General features: G+C 62.8%; 13 protein-coding genes. 4 read left to right on the top strand and 9 right to left on the bottom strand.

Annotated elements, in window-relative coordinates; translation table 11 throughout:
• The first annotated feature begins 70 nt into the window (after positions 1-70).
• Positions 71-1,531: a carotenoid oxygenase family protein gene (locus RM192_RS07110; RefSeq protein ID WP_311506848.1), complete on the top strand. Its 1,461-nt coding sequence runs from the start codon at positions 71-73 to the stop codon at positions 1,529-1,531.
• A gap of 55 nt (positions 1,532-1,586) precedes the next feature.
• Here RM192_RS07110 and RM192_RS07105 read toward each other — a convergent pair whose 3' ends face one another.
• Positions 1,587-2,720, bottom strand: coding sequence for a ThuA domain-containing protein (locus tag RM192_RS07105; protein ID WP_311506847.1), 1,134 nt, complete (start codon positions 2,718-2,720; stop codon positions 1,587-1,589).
• Between the two features lie 279 nt (positions 2,721-2,999).
• The gene (locus RM192_RS07100; RefSeq protein ID WP_311506846.1) at positions 3,000-3,293 is read right to left on the bottom strand and encodes an endonuclease domain-containing protein; all 294 of its coding nucleotides are present in this window, start codon (positions 3,291-3,293) and stop codon (positions 3,000-3,002) included.
• Positions 3,294-3,705: 412 nt separating this feature from the next.
• Between RM192_RS07100 and RM192_RS07095 the strand changes: the two genes are divergently transcribed.
• From RM192_RS07095 to zapE, 3 genes are read left to right on the top strand one after another with little or no spacing between them, the layout of a single operon-like run.
• Positions 3,706-4,488, top strand: a complete 783-nt coding sequence (locus RM192_RS07095) for a succinate dehydrogenase iron-sulfur subunit (RefSeq protein ID WP_311506845.1) — start codon at positions 3,706-3,708, stop codon at positions 4,486-4,488.
• Positions 4,489-4,492: 4 nt separating this feature from the next.
• On the top strand, positions 4,493-4,957 hold the full coding sequence (locus RM192_RS07090) for a PaaI family thioesterase (protein ID WP_311506844.1): 465 nt from the start codon (positions 4,493-4,495) through the stop codon (positions 4,955-4,957).
• Positions 4,954-6,087, top strand: coding sequence for a cell division protein ZapE (gene zapE / locus RM192_RS07085; RefSeq protein WP_311506843.1), 1,134 nt, complete (start codon positions 4,954-4,956; stop codon positions 6,085-6,087). Before RM192_RS07090 ends, zapE begins: the two co-directional genes overlap by 4 nt.
• A gap of 311 nt (positions 6,088-6,398) precedes the next feature.
• Here zapE and RM192_RS07080 read toward each other — a convergent pair whose 3' ends face one another.
• The 7 genes from RM192_RS07080 to RM192_RS07050 all read right to left on the bottom strand — a co-directional run bounded on the left by RM192_RS07080 (position 6,399) and on the right by RM192_RS07050 (position 16,645).
• Positions 6,399-8,690 (bottom strand): EAL domain-containing protein, encoded by a 2,292-nt coding sequence (locus RM192_RS07080; protein WP_311506842.1) that lies wholly within the window; start codon positions 8,688-8,690, stop codon positions 6,399-6,401.
• A 75-nt stretch (positions 8,691-8,765) separates the two neighbouring features.
• Positions 8,766-10,655, bottom strand: coding sequence for an XrtA/PEP-CTERM system amidotransferase (locus tag RM192_RS07075; protein WP_311506841.1), 1,890 nt, complete (start codon positions 10,653-10,655; stop codon positions 8,766-8,768).
• An 11-nt stretch (positions 10,656-10,666) separates the two neighbouring features.
• Positions 10,667-12,235, bottom strand: coding sequence for an exosortase A (gene xrtA / locus RM192_RS07070; RefSeq protein ID WP_311506840.1), 1,569 nt, complete (start codon positions 12,233-12,235; stop codon positions 10,667-10,669).
• On the bottom strand, positions 12,222-13,454 hold the full coding sequence (locus tag RM192_RS07065; protein ID WP_311506839.1) for a TIGR03087 family PEP-CTERM/XrtA system glycosyltransferase: 1,233 nt from the start codon (positions 13,452-13,454) through the stop codon (positions 12,222-12,224). Before RM192_RS07065 ends, xrtA begins: the two co-directional genes overlap by 14 nt.
• Positions 13,451-14,506 carry a FemAB family XrtA/PEP-CTERM system-associated protein gene (locus tag RM192_RS07060; RefSeq protein ID WP_311506838.1) on the bottom strand — a complete coding sequence of 352 codons (1,056 nt, stop codon included), beginning with the start codon at positions 14,504-14,506 and terminating at the stop codon, positions 13,451-13,453. Before RM192_RS07060 ends, RM192_RS07065 begins: the two co-directional genes overlap by 4 nt.
• Positions 14,503-15,378: an XrtA system polysaccharide deacetylase gene (locus RM192_RS07055; RefSeq protein WP_311506837.1), complete on the bottom strand. Its 876-nt coding sequence runs from the start codon at positions 15,376-15,378 to the stop codon at positions 14,503-14,505. The genes RM192_RS07060 and RM192_RS07055 overlap by 4 nt, the downstream gene beginning before the upstream one ends.
• A 22-nt stretch (positions 15,379-15,400) precedes the next feature.
• Positions 15,401-16,645: an XrtA/PEP-CTERM system-associated ATPase gene (locus tag RM192_RS07050; RefSeq protein WP_311506836.1), complete on the bottom strand. Its 1,245-nt coding sequence runs from the start codon at positions 16,643-16,645 to the stop codon at positions 15,401-15,403.
• Between the last annotated feature and the right edge of the window lie 7 nt (positions 16,646-16,652).

Below are 16,652 nucleotides of genomic sequence, written 5' to 3'. Positions count from 1 at the left end.
CAGGATCAATGCGCCGTTCCGCCCCATGCCTCAAAACGCTAACAATTGTTATAAAATGAGAGGCACTGCGATGGCACATTTCCCCCAGCACCCCGGCTTCACTTCGGTCCTTCGCCTGATCCGCATGGAAGGCGACATCCGCGATCTCGAGGTCGAAGGCGAAATCCCGCGCGAGCTTGACGGTGCATTCTACCGCGTCCACCCCGACCCGCAGTTTCCGCCCCGGTTTGCCGATGACCAGTTCTTCAACGGTGACGGCATGGTCAGCCAGTTCCGTTTTCACGATGGCAAGGTCGATTTCCGCCAGCGCTATGCGCGCACCGACAAGTGGAAGGCCGAAAACGCCGCCGGGCGCGCCCTGTTCGGCGCCTATCGCAACCACCTGACCGACGAAGACAGCGTCAAGGGCCTGCCCCGCGGCACCGCCAACACCAACGTGCTCGTCCACGCTGGCAAGCTCTTCGCGATGAAGGAAGACAGCCCTTGCCTGATCATGGACCCGCTCAGCCTCGAGACCGAAGGCTACACCGATTTCGGCGGTGACCTGCCGATCAGCGCCTTCACCGCGCACCCCAAGATCGATCCCGACACCGGAAACTTCTGCGGCTTCGGCTATTCACTGGCAGGTCCGCTTACCCGCGAATGCTGCTACTTCGAGATCGATCCTGCGGGCAAGATCGTGCGCAAGGCCGAGTTTCTCGTGCCCTACTACACCATGCTCCACGATTTCGGCATTGCCGGGGACTATGCCGTGTTCAACGTCTCGCCTTGGACGTCGGACATCTCGGTGCTCGAACAGAACCGCCCGCATTTCCAGTATGATCGCGAACTGCCGTTCTACGTCGGTGTGATGCGGCGCGATGGCGATGGCTCGGACATGCGCTGGTTCGCCCTGGAACCGTCAATCTGCGGCTGCCACGTGATGAACGCGGTGCAGGACGGCACGAAGATCCACCTCGACCTGCCCGTCTCGGCCACCGGATCGCTACCATTCTTCCCCAACAAGGACGGCACGCCCTACGATCCGCAGGAAATGATCACCTATCTCAGCCGCGTCACCGTCGATCTTGCCAGCAACGAGGACCGGATCGCGTCCGTCACCCGCATCGGCCAGGCGCCGGGCGAATTCCCCCGCATCGACGACCGCTTTGCCGGCAAGCCCTATCGCCATGGCTGGCAGATCACCTACGATTTCACCAAGCCCTACAACGGCCCGGCAGGTCCGTTTGCAGGCGTGATCAATGCGCTCACGCACTATGATCTTGCGTCTGGCACCGAACAGTCATGGTGGTGCGGCCCCGACAGCGCGTTTCAGGAGCCCTGCTTCGTGCCTCGTTCACCCACTGGTCCCGAAGGCGACGGCTGGCTCATCGCTTTGGTCGACAACCACATCACCAACTATTCGGACTTGTGCATTTTCGAGGCCTTGAACGTTGCACAAGGCCCGGTCGCGCGCGTCAAACTGCCGCTGCGCCTGCGTCAGGGCCTGCACGGCAACTGGGCACCTGCCGACAGGCTCAAGGCTGCCTGAACCCGCTTGTCCGGCTCGGATGGCCCCCGCCATCCGCGCCGGGCATTCCGGCACCCTACTTGCCGCAGGCCTCGTCAGACAGCCCCGCCGCCCAAGCGATCCCCTGATCAAGCAGCTTGAGGCTCTCAGGTTGCGAATAGCTCTCTGGCCGGTGACCTATAGCCGTATAGAAACTGCGCCCACGCCCAAGACACCGCGTCCAGGCGATCGGATGGTCGCCCATCGCCAGCTTGCGTCCGAAGCCCTCACCCGGCGTGTAACTGCCCTCGTCGAGCGTCGCCAGAACGCGGACGTTCTTCGCCCGCGCGCTGCGGTCGAACGAATACCATTCCTCGGTCATGCGCCATTCGGAGGGCAGTCCGTGCGTCGCAGGATGCGCCTTGTCGTCCACCACGACCCGCGCTTCCTGAAACTGCGGATTGCCGGGATGACCGATGAACCGCGCGCCGATCAGCCTATCGGCGTACCAGTCCCAGAAGAACTGCGGATCGCCGCCCGATCCATGGATGCCCGCATAGCCGCCACCCTTGGCAATCCACTTCTGGAATGCCGCGCGCTGCGCCAGCGTCAGCGCATCCCCGCTGATGTTGTTCCAGACCACCGCATCGAACTTGGCGAGATCGGCAGCGTTGAACACCCCGCCCTTGTCGGTGAACGCGATGCCCCAGCCGTGCCGCGCGGCAATGCCTTTCAGCGCCACTTCCGCCGCATCGACCGACGGCGCATCGCGGAAACCGGTGATCTTGCCGAACACCAGAATGGCCGGGCGCTGCACCTTGGCCGGCAGTTGCGGGCGCTCGTTGTCATAGGTCGCACAGCGCGCGATCACATCGGCGCGCGTCAACCGCACCTGGGCCAACCCCGCATCCAGCTTCGCCACCAGCGCCGCATTGCCCTTGCCGATCATGCCCATGACCCCGCGGGGCGTGACGATCCGCTCGAACCCTGGCGGCAAGGCCTGCCCGCCGAACGGCTTCATCATTGCCTCGGAAAGCCCCGGCGACGCCGCCTCGACCACGGCTTTCGCGGCAGGAACCACCAGCACATCGCCCAGCGGGGACGTCGTCGAAAGTGGCGCCCGGCCCAGGGGGCAATCGGTCACCGGAGCAGCCATCGCGCCCGTTCCCGTCAGCGCAACCAAAGCAGCGCCCGCCAGCGCCAATGCCTTAATCCCCCGGGCCTTCACCATATCCATCTCCCTGAATTTTTCCGCAGCATGCCTTCCCTGACAACGCCGGTCAATCGCGCCGCTGGCAGCCGCGCGCAAAAGACGTAATGTCGCAGTCACGCTAAGCGCTGCCGTGAATGCGTGGTTTCCCACCCCCCGCACCTAACCCCCATCCTCCCCATTTTTCCGCAGGACAAATGGGGAGGTGGCAGCGCGCAGCGCTGACGGAGGGGTATCCTCTCCCATTTTTCCGCAGGACAAATGGGGGGTGGCAGCGCGCAGCGCTGACGGAGGGGCCAACTACCCCAAACAAGCCCGCAAAACCCCTTGGGCAACGCTGTCTGCATCCCGCAAAACATCCCGCGCCGGAACCCGCAGCACTCGCACGCCCTGTGTCAACAACCAGGCATCACGCACCGCATCCCGCTCCGGCGTTCCACCCATGTCATGCGAGATGCCATCGATTTCGATGCAGACCTTCGCCCCGGCGCAATAGAAATCGAGGATATAGCGGCCCACCGGATGCTGCCGCCGAAACTTCGCCACCTTACAAATCCGGAGCCGCTGCCACAGCATTACCTCGGGCAGGGACATAGCTTGACGAAGTTCTCGCGCCCTGGCCACATTGCGCCGCTGCCTGATCCTCGGCAAAGCACCCCTCCGTCAGCCTTCGGCTGCCACCTCCCCGTTTGTGCTCCGCAAAAACAGGGAGGATCAAGAAGAACAGCCACCAAATCAAAACAATCCTCCCCATTTTTCCGCAGGACAAATGAGGAAATCGCAGCGCAAAGCGCCGACGGAGGGGCCAATCCCGAAAAACCTCCACGGCAAAGGCCGCCCGTTTTCTTCTCTGGACTGTGTAAACAGTGTAAACCTCGTTCACATATGCGAACAAAAGCGGTCCATCGCCCACCCCGCCTAATGTGCAGTCTACGCCCCCTTGCCCCCCGCGCTGCATTCGCTAAGGACGACTCACGCAGCCGCAAACGCAATACAGGATATGACGATGGCGACCTTCTCGCTTCCGAAGAACTCCACGATCACCGGCAAGGCCCGCCACCACGCGTCGGCCACGCAAGGCAAGGTCCGCAAGTTCAAGGTCTATCGTTACGATCCCGACAGCGGTGAGAACCCTCGCTATGACACGTTCGAGATCGATCTCGAACAGTGCGGCCCGATGGTGCTCGACGCGCTGATCAAGATGAAGGGTGAGCAGGACCCCACCCTGACCTTCCGCCGCTCGTGCCGCGAAGGCATCTGCGGTTCGTGCGCGATGAACATGAACGGCCGCAACGGCCTCGCCTGCACCACCGCGATCGAGGATCTTAGCGGCGAAGTGCGCATCACGCCGCTGCCGCACATGGAAGTGATCAAGGACCTCGTCCCCGATTTCACCCACTTCTACGCGCAGTACTCGTCGATCCGCCCCTGGCTGCAAACCGTCAGCCCGACGCCTTCAGGCAAGGAGCGCCTGCAGAGCCCCGAACAGCGCGAAAAGCTCGACGGTCTCTACGAATGCATCCTCTGCGCCTGCTGCAGCACCTCGTGCCCGAGCTACTGGTGGAACTCCGACAAGTTCCTCGGCCCGGCCATCTTGCTCCAGGCCTACCGCTGGCTGGCCGACAGCCGCGATGAAATGACCGGTGAGCGCCTTGACGAGTTGGAAGATCCCTTCCGCCTCTATCGCTGCCACACCATCATGAACTGCGCGAACGTCTGCCCCAAGGGCCTCTCGCCCGCCCGCGCCATCGCCGAAATCAAGAAGATGCAGGCCGAGCGTCTCGTCTAAGGCAGTGACCGAGCAAGCCTTCCGTTACGAACCAGCCGCGGATCGCCCCGGCTGGTTCACTTGGGACCTGACCGACGACAGCCGCTTCAACGCTCAGGCGATGGGGCGGATGATCACGCGAACCGAAGACCGGCCAGATGGCGGCAAGGCAGCGCGGCTGCGGATGTTTCCCGAGCGCTGCCACTCGAACCTGCTCGACGCGGTGCACGGCGGCGTCACTCTCGCGCTGATCGACATTTCGCTGTTCGCCGCGATGCGCACCTTGCTGCAGGGCGACGCGGCGGGCTCGGTCACGCTCGACCTGTCGACCCAGTTCATCGGCGCGGGCCGACTGGGCGAACCGCTCGACGCGGTCGTGGAAGTGCTGCGTGAAACCGGGCGCCTCGTGTTCCTGCGCGGCCTCGTCGTTCAGGGAGACGACACCGTCGCCGCCTTCAACGGCACCATCCGCAAGCCGACACGGCGATGACCAGCGTTCTTCAGCGTTACCGTGAGCTCGTTTCCGCAGGCGAGTTGCGCGCTGATCCCGAACAGGAAGCCGCGGCGATCCGGCTCGACGCACTGCAGCGCGAGCTTGAAGCACCTGCCCAACCCACGGGGCTGCTGGGCAAATTGCTTGGCCGCAAAGCAACCCCTCCCCCACGCGGCCTCTATATGTGGGGCGGCGTCGGGCGCGGAAAGTCGATGCTCATGGACCTGTTCCATGACAACCTCACCATAGCAGCCAAGCGCCGCGCACATTTCCACGAGTTCATGCTCGACGTCCACGCCCGCCTGCGCGAGGAGCGCAAGAAAGAATGCGGTGACCCGATCCTGCCCGTGGCCGCAGCCATCGCCGCCGAGACGCGGGTGCTGTGCTTCGACGAAATGGTCGTCAACAACAGCGCCGACGCGATGATCATGAGTCGGATGTTCACCGCGCTGATCGTGGAAGGCGGCGTCACCGTGATCACCACGTCGAACCGGGCGCCGTCGGACCTCTACAAAAACGGGCTCAACCGCGAGCATTTCCTGCCGTTCATCGCGCTGGTGGAAAGCAGGCTCGACGTCCTGACGCTCAACGGACCCACCGATTACCGACTTGCGCGCATGCAGGGCGTCGGCACCTGGCACGTGCCCATTGGCGCAGAATCGACCAAGGCCGTGAGCGAGGCGTTCTTCCGCCTGACCGACTACCCACCGGAAGACCGCGAACATGTGCCCAGTGCGGAACTGGATGTCGGCGGCGGCCGGATAATGCACGTGCCAAAGAGCCTGAAAGGCGTTGGCGTATTCAGCTTCAAGCGGTTGTGCGGAGAAGCGCGCGGCGCTGCGGATTATCTCGCCATCGCGCGCCACTATCACACGGTGATCGTCGTCGCGATTCCGCGGCTCGGGGCTGAATTGCGCAATGAAACAGCGCGGTTCATCACGCTGATTGACGCGCTTTACGAGCATAAGGTCAAGCTCATCGCCACTGCCGAGGCGGCCCCCGCCGAACTCTATGACTGGGGCGGCAAAGGAGATGACGAGGGCCGGTTCATGTTTGACCGGACCGTCAGCCGCCTCATGGAAATGCAGAGTCAGGACTATCTGGCGCTAGGCCATGGCGAAGACTGACTGACCAAGCCTGACTGGTCCGCAAACGCGAACTGGAAATGGAAACCTGCGTTTAAGACTTACCGCGCGTTAACTGCGATTCGGTTGTTTCTGACCGCCATGTCCCAAAAACAAAACGCTGCCCGCCGGTTGGCGGAGCAGCGTTTGAAATTGCATTAGGGTGCTGATTTTCCAAGAAAAATCAGCATGCCTTCCTTAACGGAAGATCCAATCCCAAACGCCCACGATCAAAGAAATTGCTGCGAACATAATTGCCTCCATCCACGAACAGACGGAGGATAGTTAACATCAGCCTAACTGGTTAACAAGGTCTAAACACTTCCAAAACGAATTTGTCCCATTTTGAGAAGCGTTTGTCGAAAGTCCGGGAACGCCATCGGACGTCCCAGATGATAGCCCTGTCCGACGTCGCAGCCGAGCTTTACCAGCTTCTGCCAAGTCGCCTCGTCCTCTATTCCCTCGGCGACGACCGACTGGCCAAGCGCATGGGCGAGATCAATCGTGCTCTGCACAATCTTGTGCTCGCGTTCATGGGTGAGCAGCCGCGAGATAAAGCGCCGGTCCAGTTTGAGCTCGTCGCTCGGCAGGTCGGCAAGATAGGCAAGGCTTGCCTCGCCCGTGCCAAAATCATCGATCGACAGGCGGAAGCCGATGTTTCGCAGGTTCGAAAGATTGTGGACGGCGGCGGGGCGGTTGCGCACGCTCGACGTCTCGGTGACTTCGATTGTCAGCAACGCAGGATCGATACCGCGACGATTCACGATTTCGAGCAAGCTCGGCACCAGTTCGGGCTTGTCGACCAATTGCGCGGAAAGATTGACGCTCATCTGCAGACGATGACTCATGGCATTGAGGGCAAGCGCTGCCGTAATGGCTTCTTCCATAACCCAGTAGGTCAGGGCATCGATGCGACCCGCACGTTCGGCCTGCAGGATGAATGCGTCCGGCGGGATCGGTCCGCGCGTCGGGTGGTTCCAGCGGATCAGGGCTTCGGCACCGCAGGGCAGGCCACTGCGCATGTCCCACTGGCTTTGGTATGCCAGCCAGATTTCACCATTGCGCAGGCCTTCATCGATGCGCGCATGGAGTGAAAGCTCCCAGCTCGCTTCGGCAAGCCGGTCCGCTTCGAACAGTTCGACGGCACGGCCGCTTCCTAAAGCATCGTTGGCGCTGGCCAAGGCAGAGTTGACCCGCGTGAGCGCGTCCAGCCCTTCATTTCGATCAAGGCCGAAATGAATATTGGTGTCGAACTTGTATGGCCCGATTTCGAGAGGTGCGGAGAACAGCGCTCGCAATCCTTCGAGATGGTCGAGTTGCATTTCCAACGGGCGGGCTTCTTCGGTCCAAGCGAAGTGCCCACCCTCGCCGTTGTAGATGATCTCGATTCCCGACCCGACGCCAAGGCGGCGCGCGATTTGACGCGCGCATTCCCCGTGCAGGTCCTTAGGCAAGGTCGCGAGAATTTCCTCATAACGGCCGATGACCGCGACAATCACATCCTGCCCGACATCCAGAGGCTTAGCGCTGAGTGCGAGCAGATTGGGAAGACCCGATGCACTGGTAAGCTGGACGCGGCGAATGCGGTACTGCCACAGGCGCGACAGGCCATAGATCAAGACTGCGAGTATTCCCGCGCTCGCGTCTATTGTGATACCTTGTGGCACCAGCAGTGCTGGAAGCGTCGTTGCAACGGCCAAAGCAAGACCGTGACAAAAGATCTTGCTACGCTTGCGCTTGCTGCCCGCGCCTGAACGAATCAGCAGCCAGACCAGCGCGAGAAGAGGCAATGCGCCGAGAGCTAAAGAAACAGGCTTCGTAAGCGCCGATGCACCGGCAATATCCAGCGACAGCGGGAAACGGCGACCACTGCCGTAATAGCCAATTGGCGGCACCGCACCTTCGAAGGTGACCACTACCGTGCGCCCAGTCAGGAGGCCCGGTGTGAAGTTGCCATTCGTGAGGGCGCTTGCCTGAATCCTCGGCACCGTGTCCGGATCCATCAGGAAATCAGGACGAAACTTGGCTTGAAGCCCCGAGCGGACACCCGCCAGTGCAGTGGCAAAGCTGGGGAACTTCCGGCTACCTAGTTCTACCGAATAGGGGGCAGCAACCGCATAGTCGAAGAAGTTGGTGTTCCAGGCGGAGACAACGACCGGGACGGATTTGGCGATTGCAGGATCGGGAAAGCGCACATCATTTGCGTGGAGCTCGCTGGAATCGCTGACGAACCGTTCATTGCGAACCACAAAGGCAGCGTCTGGCGCAAGGGCTTGCACAGCAGTGACCAGATCGGCGTCGCCTGCATTGTCCTGGCCGAAGGTTACCGGCGAATCGATGAATACCCGATAGGGCATCTGCAGTCTGACCGACTTCAATACATCGGCCAATCGTTTGGATGAGACGGTCGATGAATCGCGACTGTTGCCTGCGCCGTCCATCGCCACGACGACCACGGAGTCATCGGCCGGGTGCTTGCCGAGTTTGGAGCGCATGTTCCAGAATGCGTGGTCGGCTGGCTCCAGCCAATTGCCGGCAAGAGTCAGCATTGCCGGGATTAGCAGCGCGAGATACAGCGGTGAGCGCAGTTTCTTCAGCATGACCATCGGCAGTTGTTTCCCCGCCTGATTAGTCCGCAATGGTGAAGATCACCTTACCGAACGCGCATGATTAACAGCGCATCAACCAAGCAGATCCAGCGATCTCCGCAACATCAGCAGTTGCCAGATGAGCCGGCTATGGTCAGCACGGCCACAGATATGATCGTCGGAAAGACTTGCAATCCGTGACGAATCGAACCAGCCGGTGCGCGCAAGAACACTGTCTGAAGCCAGCCCACGCGCCTCACCAGCCAACGGGCCGCGCAGCCATTGCGCAATGGGTGTGACGAAGCCCATCTTGGGCCGGAACAGCACATCATCGGGCAAATATCGCCGCATGGTCTGCTTGACGATCCATTTCCCGGTCGAGCCACGCACTCGCATCCGTTCGGGCAGGCGTGCGCCGAACTCGATCAAGCGGTGGTCGAGCAGCGGCTCCCGCGCTTCGAGGCTGACCGCCATGCTGGTGCGGTCCACCTTCGTCAGGATATCGCCAGGCAGGTAGAACTTGAGATCGGCATATTGCGCGCGGTCGAGGCCGCTGCGCGCGGGGGCCTTCCGCATCAGATCGACAAGCGGTTGCTCAGCCCGGTAGTCCCCGCGCAGACGCCTGAAATCCGCGCTGTAGAGCGTGTCGCGCAATTCGGGCGAGGTTACCGCCAAGGCGCGTGCATAGCCTTCCTCACCGCTTTCGGCGAGGCTGAGCAGCGTGGTCTTGGCGCGCAAGGGGCGCGGTGCCCAATCCGCCTTGGGCCAGATTCTGCCGAGCGTGCCAAACAGTGGGCGCCGGAGGGCGCCGGGCAAGAGCGCGCGCACCTGTTCCTCGCGGTGCTGGAAGGTCTGGCGGCGATATCCGGCAAAGGCCTCGTCCGCGCCATCGCCGGACAGCGCGACCGTGACGTGTTCGCGCGCCAGCTCGCAGACGCGATATGTCGGCAGCGCGGAAGCGTCGGCAAACGGTTCGTCGAACATGCCCGCGAGGCGGTCCATGAGCGTGAAATCGTCGGACGAAACCGAGCGCTTCCAGTGCTGCGTGTGGAACTGCTGCGCGATCCGGTCGGCGTATGCGGTTTCATCCAGCGCGGCGACGTCGAAGCCGATCGAGCAGGTCTTGACCGGCGCGGCGCTGGCTTCGGCCATAAGCGCGACGACGCTGGAACTGTCTACGCCGCCTGAAAGGAATGCGCCCAGCGGAACGTCGGCCAACATGCGCGATGTGACCGCTTCGCGCATGTGGTGAAGCAGGTGCGCGCCGAGATCGTCGGCATTGCCCCTGTCGCGGTCGGCAAATGAAACGTCCCACCACTGCACGGGCGCTGCAGGCAGCGCATCGTGCCGAAGCAACTGGTAATGACCTGCGGGCAGCTTATCGACGCCCTTCAGCATCGAACGGTGATCCGGCACATAGCCCCAGGCAAGATAGTCCTCGATCGCCAGCGGATCGATTTCGCGGCGCAGCGACGGGTGGGCGAGCATCGCCTTGAGTTCGGAGCCGAAGATGACCGAGCCATCAGCAAGCCGCGCGGTGTGCAGCGGCTTCACGCCCAGACGGTCACGCGCGAGCAGCAAGGTACGTTGGCGCAGGTCGTAGAGCGCGAACGCAAACATGCCGTGGAGGCGCGGCAGGCAATCGGTGCCCCAGTGCCGCCATGCCTGAAGGATCACTTCGGTATCGCCATCGGTGCGGAACTGCGCCCCGAGAGCCTGAAGTTCTTTTCGCAAGTCCTTGAAATTGTAGATTTCGCCGTTGAAGACGATGACAGCGTCACCTTCAGCAGCTGCCATTGGCTGGGGCGATCCGGCAAGGTCGATGATCGACAGGCGGCGGTGGCCGAGACCAAGGCCGGGCGCCGTCCACACCCCTTCCCCATCCGGCCCGCGATGGGCAATCGCATCGCACATGCGGCGAACGCGGTCAGGGTCGACGGGCTTGAGGCCCTCGGTATGGAAGATTCCAGCTATTCCGCACATGCGAAGGGAGCCTAGCGCGATGTGGCTATGCGGTCCATCCACGCTTCCACCGGTCCGGTGGCGGCAAGGAAAGCGCGCAGCGATTGGTCGGCGGGCGGGCGGCCTGAGACATCGTCTTCGGACGACAGGATGAGCATGGCCGTCGCGCGCTTTCTCAGAAGCAGTCGGTCGAGAATGTTCTGCACTTTCAGGTGCGTGTTGCTACCGGTCAGCAGGGTGCCCGAGCGAAAATATGTCTCGGCCGACCTGTGCACCGGACCTGCAGTCTGGATACGGTCAGCATGGCCACCAGCAATGTCGGCAGGTGAGGTTTCCCAAGACCAGCCGCTGTTCATCGGCAGCGCGCCCTGCCCGAAGCCCCCGGCCTCGCGGCCCTCTCCTTGCGCGGCATAGAGTGCGAACGAGACATCGACGATGTGGCCGGGCGCATCCTGATAGCGACCCAGCAGCACGTGGTCAGCACCGGTGTGCAAGGGCTGCCACGGTGCGAGCGGTTCGTAATCGACCTGCTGCCATCCGGGGACGGCGGGAAGGTCAATCATTGCTGGAACCTGCGCTTCCATCCGGTTTGCCAGGGCGCCCCACCCCGCAAACGTCAGCGCGAGGGCGGACATGATGGCGAGGCCACGGACCTGGCCGATGCAAGAGCCAGCAAGGCGGGCGAGCAGGGGGTCTGCCATAACGGCCTCGGCATCGATCATGCGGTCGTCGATGGCGCGATCAAAGAAGCGCCAGGCAATGGCCATGACGAGCGCCATGACCACGGCGAAGAATATCCAGCCGTAGAAGATGTGATCGAACCCAGCGGCAAATTCAATGCCGCGATGCTCGGCGATGAAGATCGTGCCCCACGCGCGAACGCCGTTGGCGAGGATCGGCATGGCAATGCTGAGGCCCATGAAAGCGGCGCGGCGGGTCCATGAGCGGAAACAGACGTTGGCGACGAGAGCGCCGTAGGCAATCATCGCGATCAGGAACTTCACGCCCGAACAGGCCTCGGCAACTTCGAAATAGCCGCCCGGCGTGGTGATGAACACGCCCTCGATGTGCGCGGGGACATTGGTCCAACCCAGCAGGACCATCGTGATACGGGCGGTGATGGTCTGAAGCGCCGGGATCAGTTCGTCGCCCGCAGGCACGAGGAACAGCATGTAGGCCAGCGGGAAAAGCAGCGCGACCGATGAACGCGGCCCGAGCAGTGTCAGTACGCTCGCCTGCGCCATAAGCACCACGCCTAACTGGGTGGCGAGCGACAGGCCCGCGAAATCGCCCAACAACCAGAAGAAACCTGCTCCGGCAAAGAGCACGAGACCTGGCCACCAGCCTTGTGGCGACACCCGCAGCACTTCTTGCCAGCGGAGCGAAATCAGCCAGCCGAGGATGAACGGAATGAGCAGAACATGGTTGTAGGTCGAACTGTCCCACCACTGCAGCGCCATGTCGCGCCAGTCGGTGAAGAACAGCGCAAGGTTGCCGACCCAGACGAGGCCGAGAAGGGCAAGCGGGCGCTGCCACTCGGCAGGAATTGCCTGCCACAACCGGGAGAACGGGGCCTTCAGGGCGAGGTCAGGCTGCGACACGCGAACCTCCGCCTTCGCCCTGCAGGCCGAGCAGCCCAGCCAGCGGGGCCAGCACGTGATTCCAGCCGCATTGATCGATGACGAACGCGCGCGCAGCCTGGCCGATGTTGGCGGCTCGTACCGGATCGTGCAGCAGCGCCAACGTCTGCTTGGCCAGTGCTTCTGCCCCATCGGCGACGGCGATTTCGAAGCCGTCGCGCGCCGGGATGCCGGTTGCGGCCTGCGGCGTCGCCAATACAGGGCGGGCCATGGCCATGGCTTCGAGCACCTTGTTCTGGACGCCGCGCGCGATGGTGAGCGGAGCGACGACGAGGTCGGCACCTGCGATCCACGGGCGAACGTCGAGGACGGCACCGGTGACCCGGGTCCCGTTTACACCGTCCAGCCCGCGCACTTGCGGCGTGGGCGCACGGCCGACGATATTGAAACGGGCGCCAGGGAAGACGCCACGGACGGCAGGCATCACCGCGTGCGCGAACAAGCCAACGGCGGCGACGTTGGGCGGATAGTCCATCTGCCCGGTAAAGGTGATCTGCGGCCCCTCCCCTGCCATTTCGGGCGCGGACGGCACGGCTTCAGGATCGAAGAATTCAGTGTCGATGCCGTTGCACAGTGCCTGCAACGACGGTTCATCGCCGGGCAAGAGGCGTGAACGCAGCAGTTCGGTTTCTTCGGGCGTGACGAGCAGGCTGGTGCTGGCGCGGCGCGCGGTCAGGCTTTCGAAGCGGCTGAGCAAGCGGGCTTCTCGCTGGTAGAGCAAACGCGCGGCGAAACCCGCCCCGGCGGCATAAGCTTCGAACTTGGCCGAATCGACATCGACGAAATCCATCACGACGCGGCCTGAGAACGAGGCCGGGACATATTGCGCCATCTGGCCTGAAAACATGTAGATCGCCGAGATCGGGCGCTCGGCCAGGACCCGCGCGACATAGGCATGTAGCGCCTTGTCGGCAAAGGCAGTGAGGCTGACCGGCTTGCCTGTGAACAGCGCTTCAACGCCCGCAAGCGGCAGAGGCTTCTCGCGGCGCAGCACACAATGGGTTCGCGAGATACCAGCCAGGTCCGGCTCATAGGCAAGATCCGCCTCATCATCGGCAAAGCAGGCGACGTGGACCGGAGCCAGAGCGGCTATGTGGCGCAGGATATGGCACGAGCGGATCTTGTCTCCGCGATCGGGCGGGAACGGGATGCGGTGCGCGATGAACAGTACTTCGCTCATGCCAACCCGTTGGCGATCAATGGACCGAGACGGTTGGCGATGCCGAGCGGGAGCTTTTGCCACAGCGCAATCTTGGCCTTGTAGCGCGGGCTGAGCGGATTGACGTCGCGTGGCGGCACGCCATCGGCGGTCCAACTGGCGTAGGATAGCGGTTGCGGTTCGAAACCCCAGTTGCGCTTGAAATGATAGGCGCCGGTATCGGTTTTCGACCGACCGAAATCGAAGCGGTCGCAGCCCCGGCCCCGCGCATGATTCATCAGCGCAAAGTACATCACATCGTTGGCGCGCATGGTCCGCGCCGCAAACACGCCGCCGCCCCAGTAAGGCATGACCGCGCCTCGGTGGTAAAGGCTGAGCACAGATGCCAGCGGCTGACCTTCGTGCAGTACGGTCAGGATATCTGCATCGTCGCCGAAAGCATCCATCACTGCGTCGAACAGCGCCTTGGGGAAAACCGGCGTACCGAGATTGCGCACGGACTCGGCATAGACAGCGTAATGCATCGCGCGGGTAGCGGCATCGCTGCCGGTGCGCACTTCCATATTATGGCCAAGTCCGCGGCGCACTTCCGCGCGCTGTTTTCGCGGTATGGCAAGCAATTGCGCGTCGTCATCAGCCGAAAGAGGTTTGACGAAGCCTGCGTGGCTGTCGGACTTGACGTGCCAGCCCTCGCCGAAAGGCAAAGGACCGCCACGCAATTCAAGGCTTGGGCAGTTGAGCCGCACCGCCAGTTCCTGCGCGGCGCGAAACAAGGCCGGGTCGCCCTCGCCCACTATTCCGCCGTCAACAGCAAATCCGGTGGAGACGAGCGCGCGCCCGAACAAGGGGCTATGCGCTTCGTGGAGTGGCAAAACGGCACGGATCGCACTGTCCTGCTCGGACAAAAGAATGTGGCTGCGGTGGCCGGTCGAACGCTCGACCGCGTCCAGCCATTCGGTGCGGTGGAACGCAGTGGAATCGGGATGGCCTCCAAGAAAGCGTGCGATTGCCGCGCGATCGCCCGGATCGGCAAGGCGCACTATTACCCGCGCAGGCACGAATGGCGCGTTCATGCGGCCAGCTTTGCAGGCGTGCGCGCAGCCTCGATGGCGGCGACTTCGTCCATGCGGCCCCAGCGAAACTCGTGAACCAGCCTCGACAGCTTGGCCGCCATGACATCGAGATTGGTATAGTGCCGCAGCCGCGACTTGAGCGGGGCGCTTGCAGGGCGCGGCTGATCAGGGTCGATTTCCCACGGATGGAAATAGAACACCGCCGGACGCCCATCGCGCAAATTGACCTGACGGATGGCCCAGCGCGAAACAGAATAGGGCAACAGCCGAAAGAACCCGCCGCCGCCAGCCGCCATGCGGCGGCCCGCGACTTCAGCGGTCGTCACCGGAATTTCGATGAAATCCACGCCGGCGACGGGGCGGAAAGCAAAGCGCGGGGCCTCGCGCCAGCCATAGTGATCGTGCACGATGGGCGCGACTGACGAGGAATAAGCATAGCCCTGCTCGGCCAGCACTTCATGCGCCCATGGCGTACGCGCGTCGATCGAGAAACTGGGCGCTCGGTAACCGGTCACGGATTGTCCGGTCGTATCCTCCAGCACCCTGCGCGCGCGGGATATGTCATCGGCGAAGGCGGTGCGGCCAAGCGTGAACACGCGCGCGTGATCCCAACCGTGGCTGGCGATTTCGTGGCCTGCATCGGCAATGCGCCGCATCATCGCTGGGTAGCGCTGCGCTACCCAGCCGAGCGTGAAGAACGTGCCTTTGACGCCAGCTTCATCAAACAGTGCAAGAATCTGCGCGCAATTGCGCTCGACCCGGCAATCGAGCCCGTCCCAGTCCTTGCGGTCGATCACGGTTTCGAACGCGCCGACCTGGAACCAGTCCTCGACATCGACGGAAAGCCCGTTGAGGACGGACGGCGCGTTCATCATTCAGTCCCCTTGAGCCGCGTCAGGCAGCGGCGCGCTGGTAGTCTTCGGTTTCGATCCACTCGATCAGCATGGTGAGGGTATGGCGGATCGCCTGCTCCTGTTCAGCCGAACGGGTTTCAAGCGCGGCAATCCTGCGCTGCGCCTCGATCAATGCGGCGACCACTTCCTCGTCGCCGTCGCGTGCTTCGAGTGCAGCAAGACGACGGTTTGCCTCTTCTAGCTGCGCGAAGATGGCGGGATCGGTTACGGGTTCGGCAGGCGCTGGGCGCATGTCGGCCAGTTCAATAATGGCTTGCTGCAGTTCAGCTATCTGCTCATCACGCTCGGCCAACGCCGCGCGCCATGCGCTGTCGTCGAAAGTGGGTGCGGCAACCGGAGCAGCATATGTCTGGACAGCAGGCGCTTCAGCAACTTGTGCATGAGCCGCAACCGGCTGCGGCGCGCTTACGGCGCTATCGCCAGCAAGGTCTGCCAAGACGTCCTGCAACATCGCCGCATCGATGTGCGGGCGCTGCTCGACCGCGCCCATCAGCATCAGGCGATTGACGATCTGGTTGATGCGGCGCGGCACGCCGCCGCTGGCCTTCGCCAGATCGGCATAGACCCGCTGGTCGAATTGCGGGTTCCCCTGCCACCCGACGCAGGCGAGGCGGTGTTCGATGTAAGTGCCGACTTCCGCAGGCTCCATTGCATCCAGATGATGCGTGGCGATCACGCGCTGGCGCAACTGCTCAAGTTCGCTGGAGGTCTGCAGCAAAGTGCGGAATTCAGGCTGGCCGAGCAGCAGGATCTGCAGCAGCGGATGCGCACCGAGCTGGAAGTTGGAGAGCATGCGCAACTCTTCGAGCGCTTCGACCGAAAGGTTTTGCGACTCGTCGACGACGAGCAGGCAGCGGCGGCCCTCGCGTGCTTCGTGGTGGAGGAAGGCTTCGATCTGGGCGAGCGCAGTGGCCTTGTCGTGACCGGCAACTTCAAGCCCGAATGCGCGCGCGGCGACGTGGATCAATTCTTCGCCATCGAGCGCCGAAGTGACAATCTGCGCAGCCGTCAGCCGCTGGCGGTCCACCGATGCCATGAGATGCGCCGCTAGCGTCGATTTTCCTGCACCGACCTCGCCAGTGATGACGATGAAGCCCTCACCCTGCGCCAGGCCATAGCCAAGATAGGACAGCGCCTTGCGGTGCGTTCCGCTCTCGAAATAGAAGCGCGGATCGGGGGTGAGCTGGAACGGGCGGCCGGTCAGGCCATAGAATTCATCGTACATCGTGGCC

The organism is Novosphingobium sp. MMS21-SN21R (assembly GCF_031846015.1).
Lineage (GTDB): Bacteria > Pseudomonadota > Alphaproteobacteria > Sphingomonadales > Sphingomonadaceae > Novosphingobium.
The sequence above is the reverse complement of the archived record's forward strand: the minus strand, read 5'-3'. Positions and strand labels throughout refer to the sequence as shown.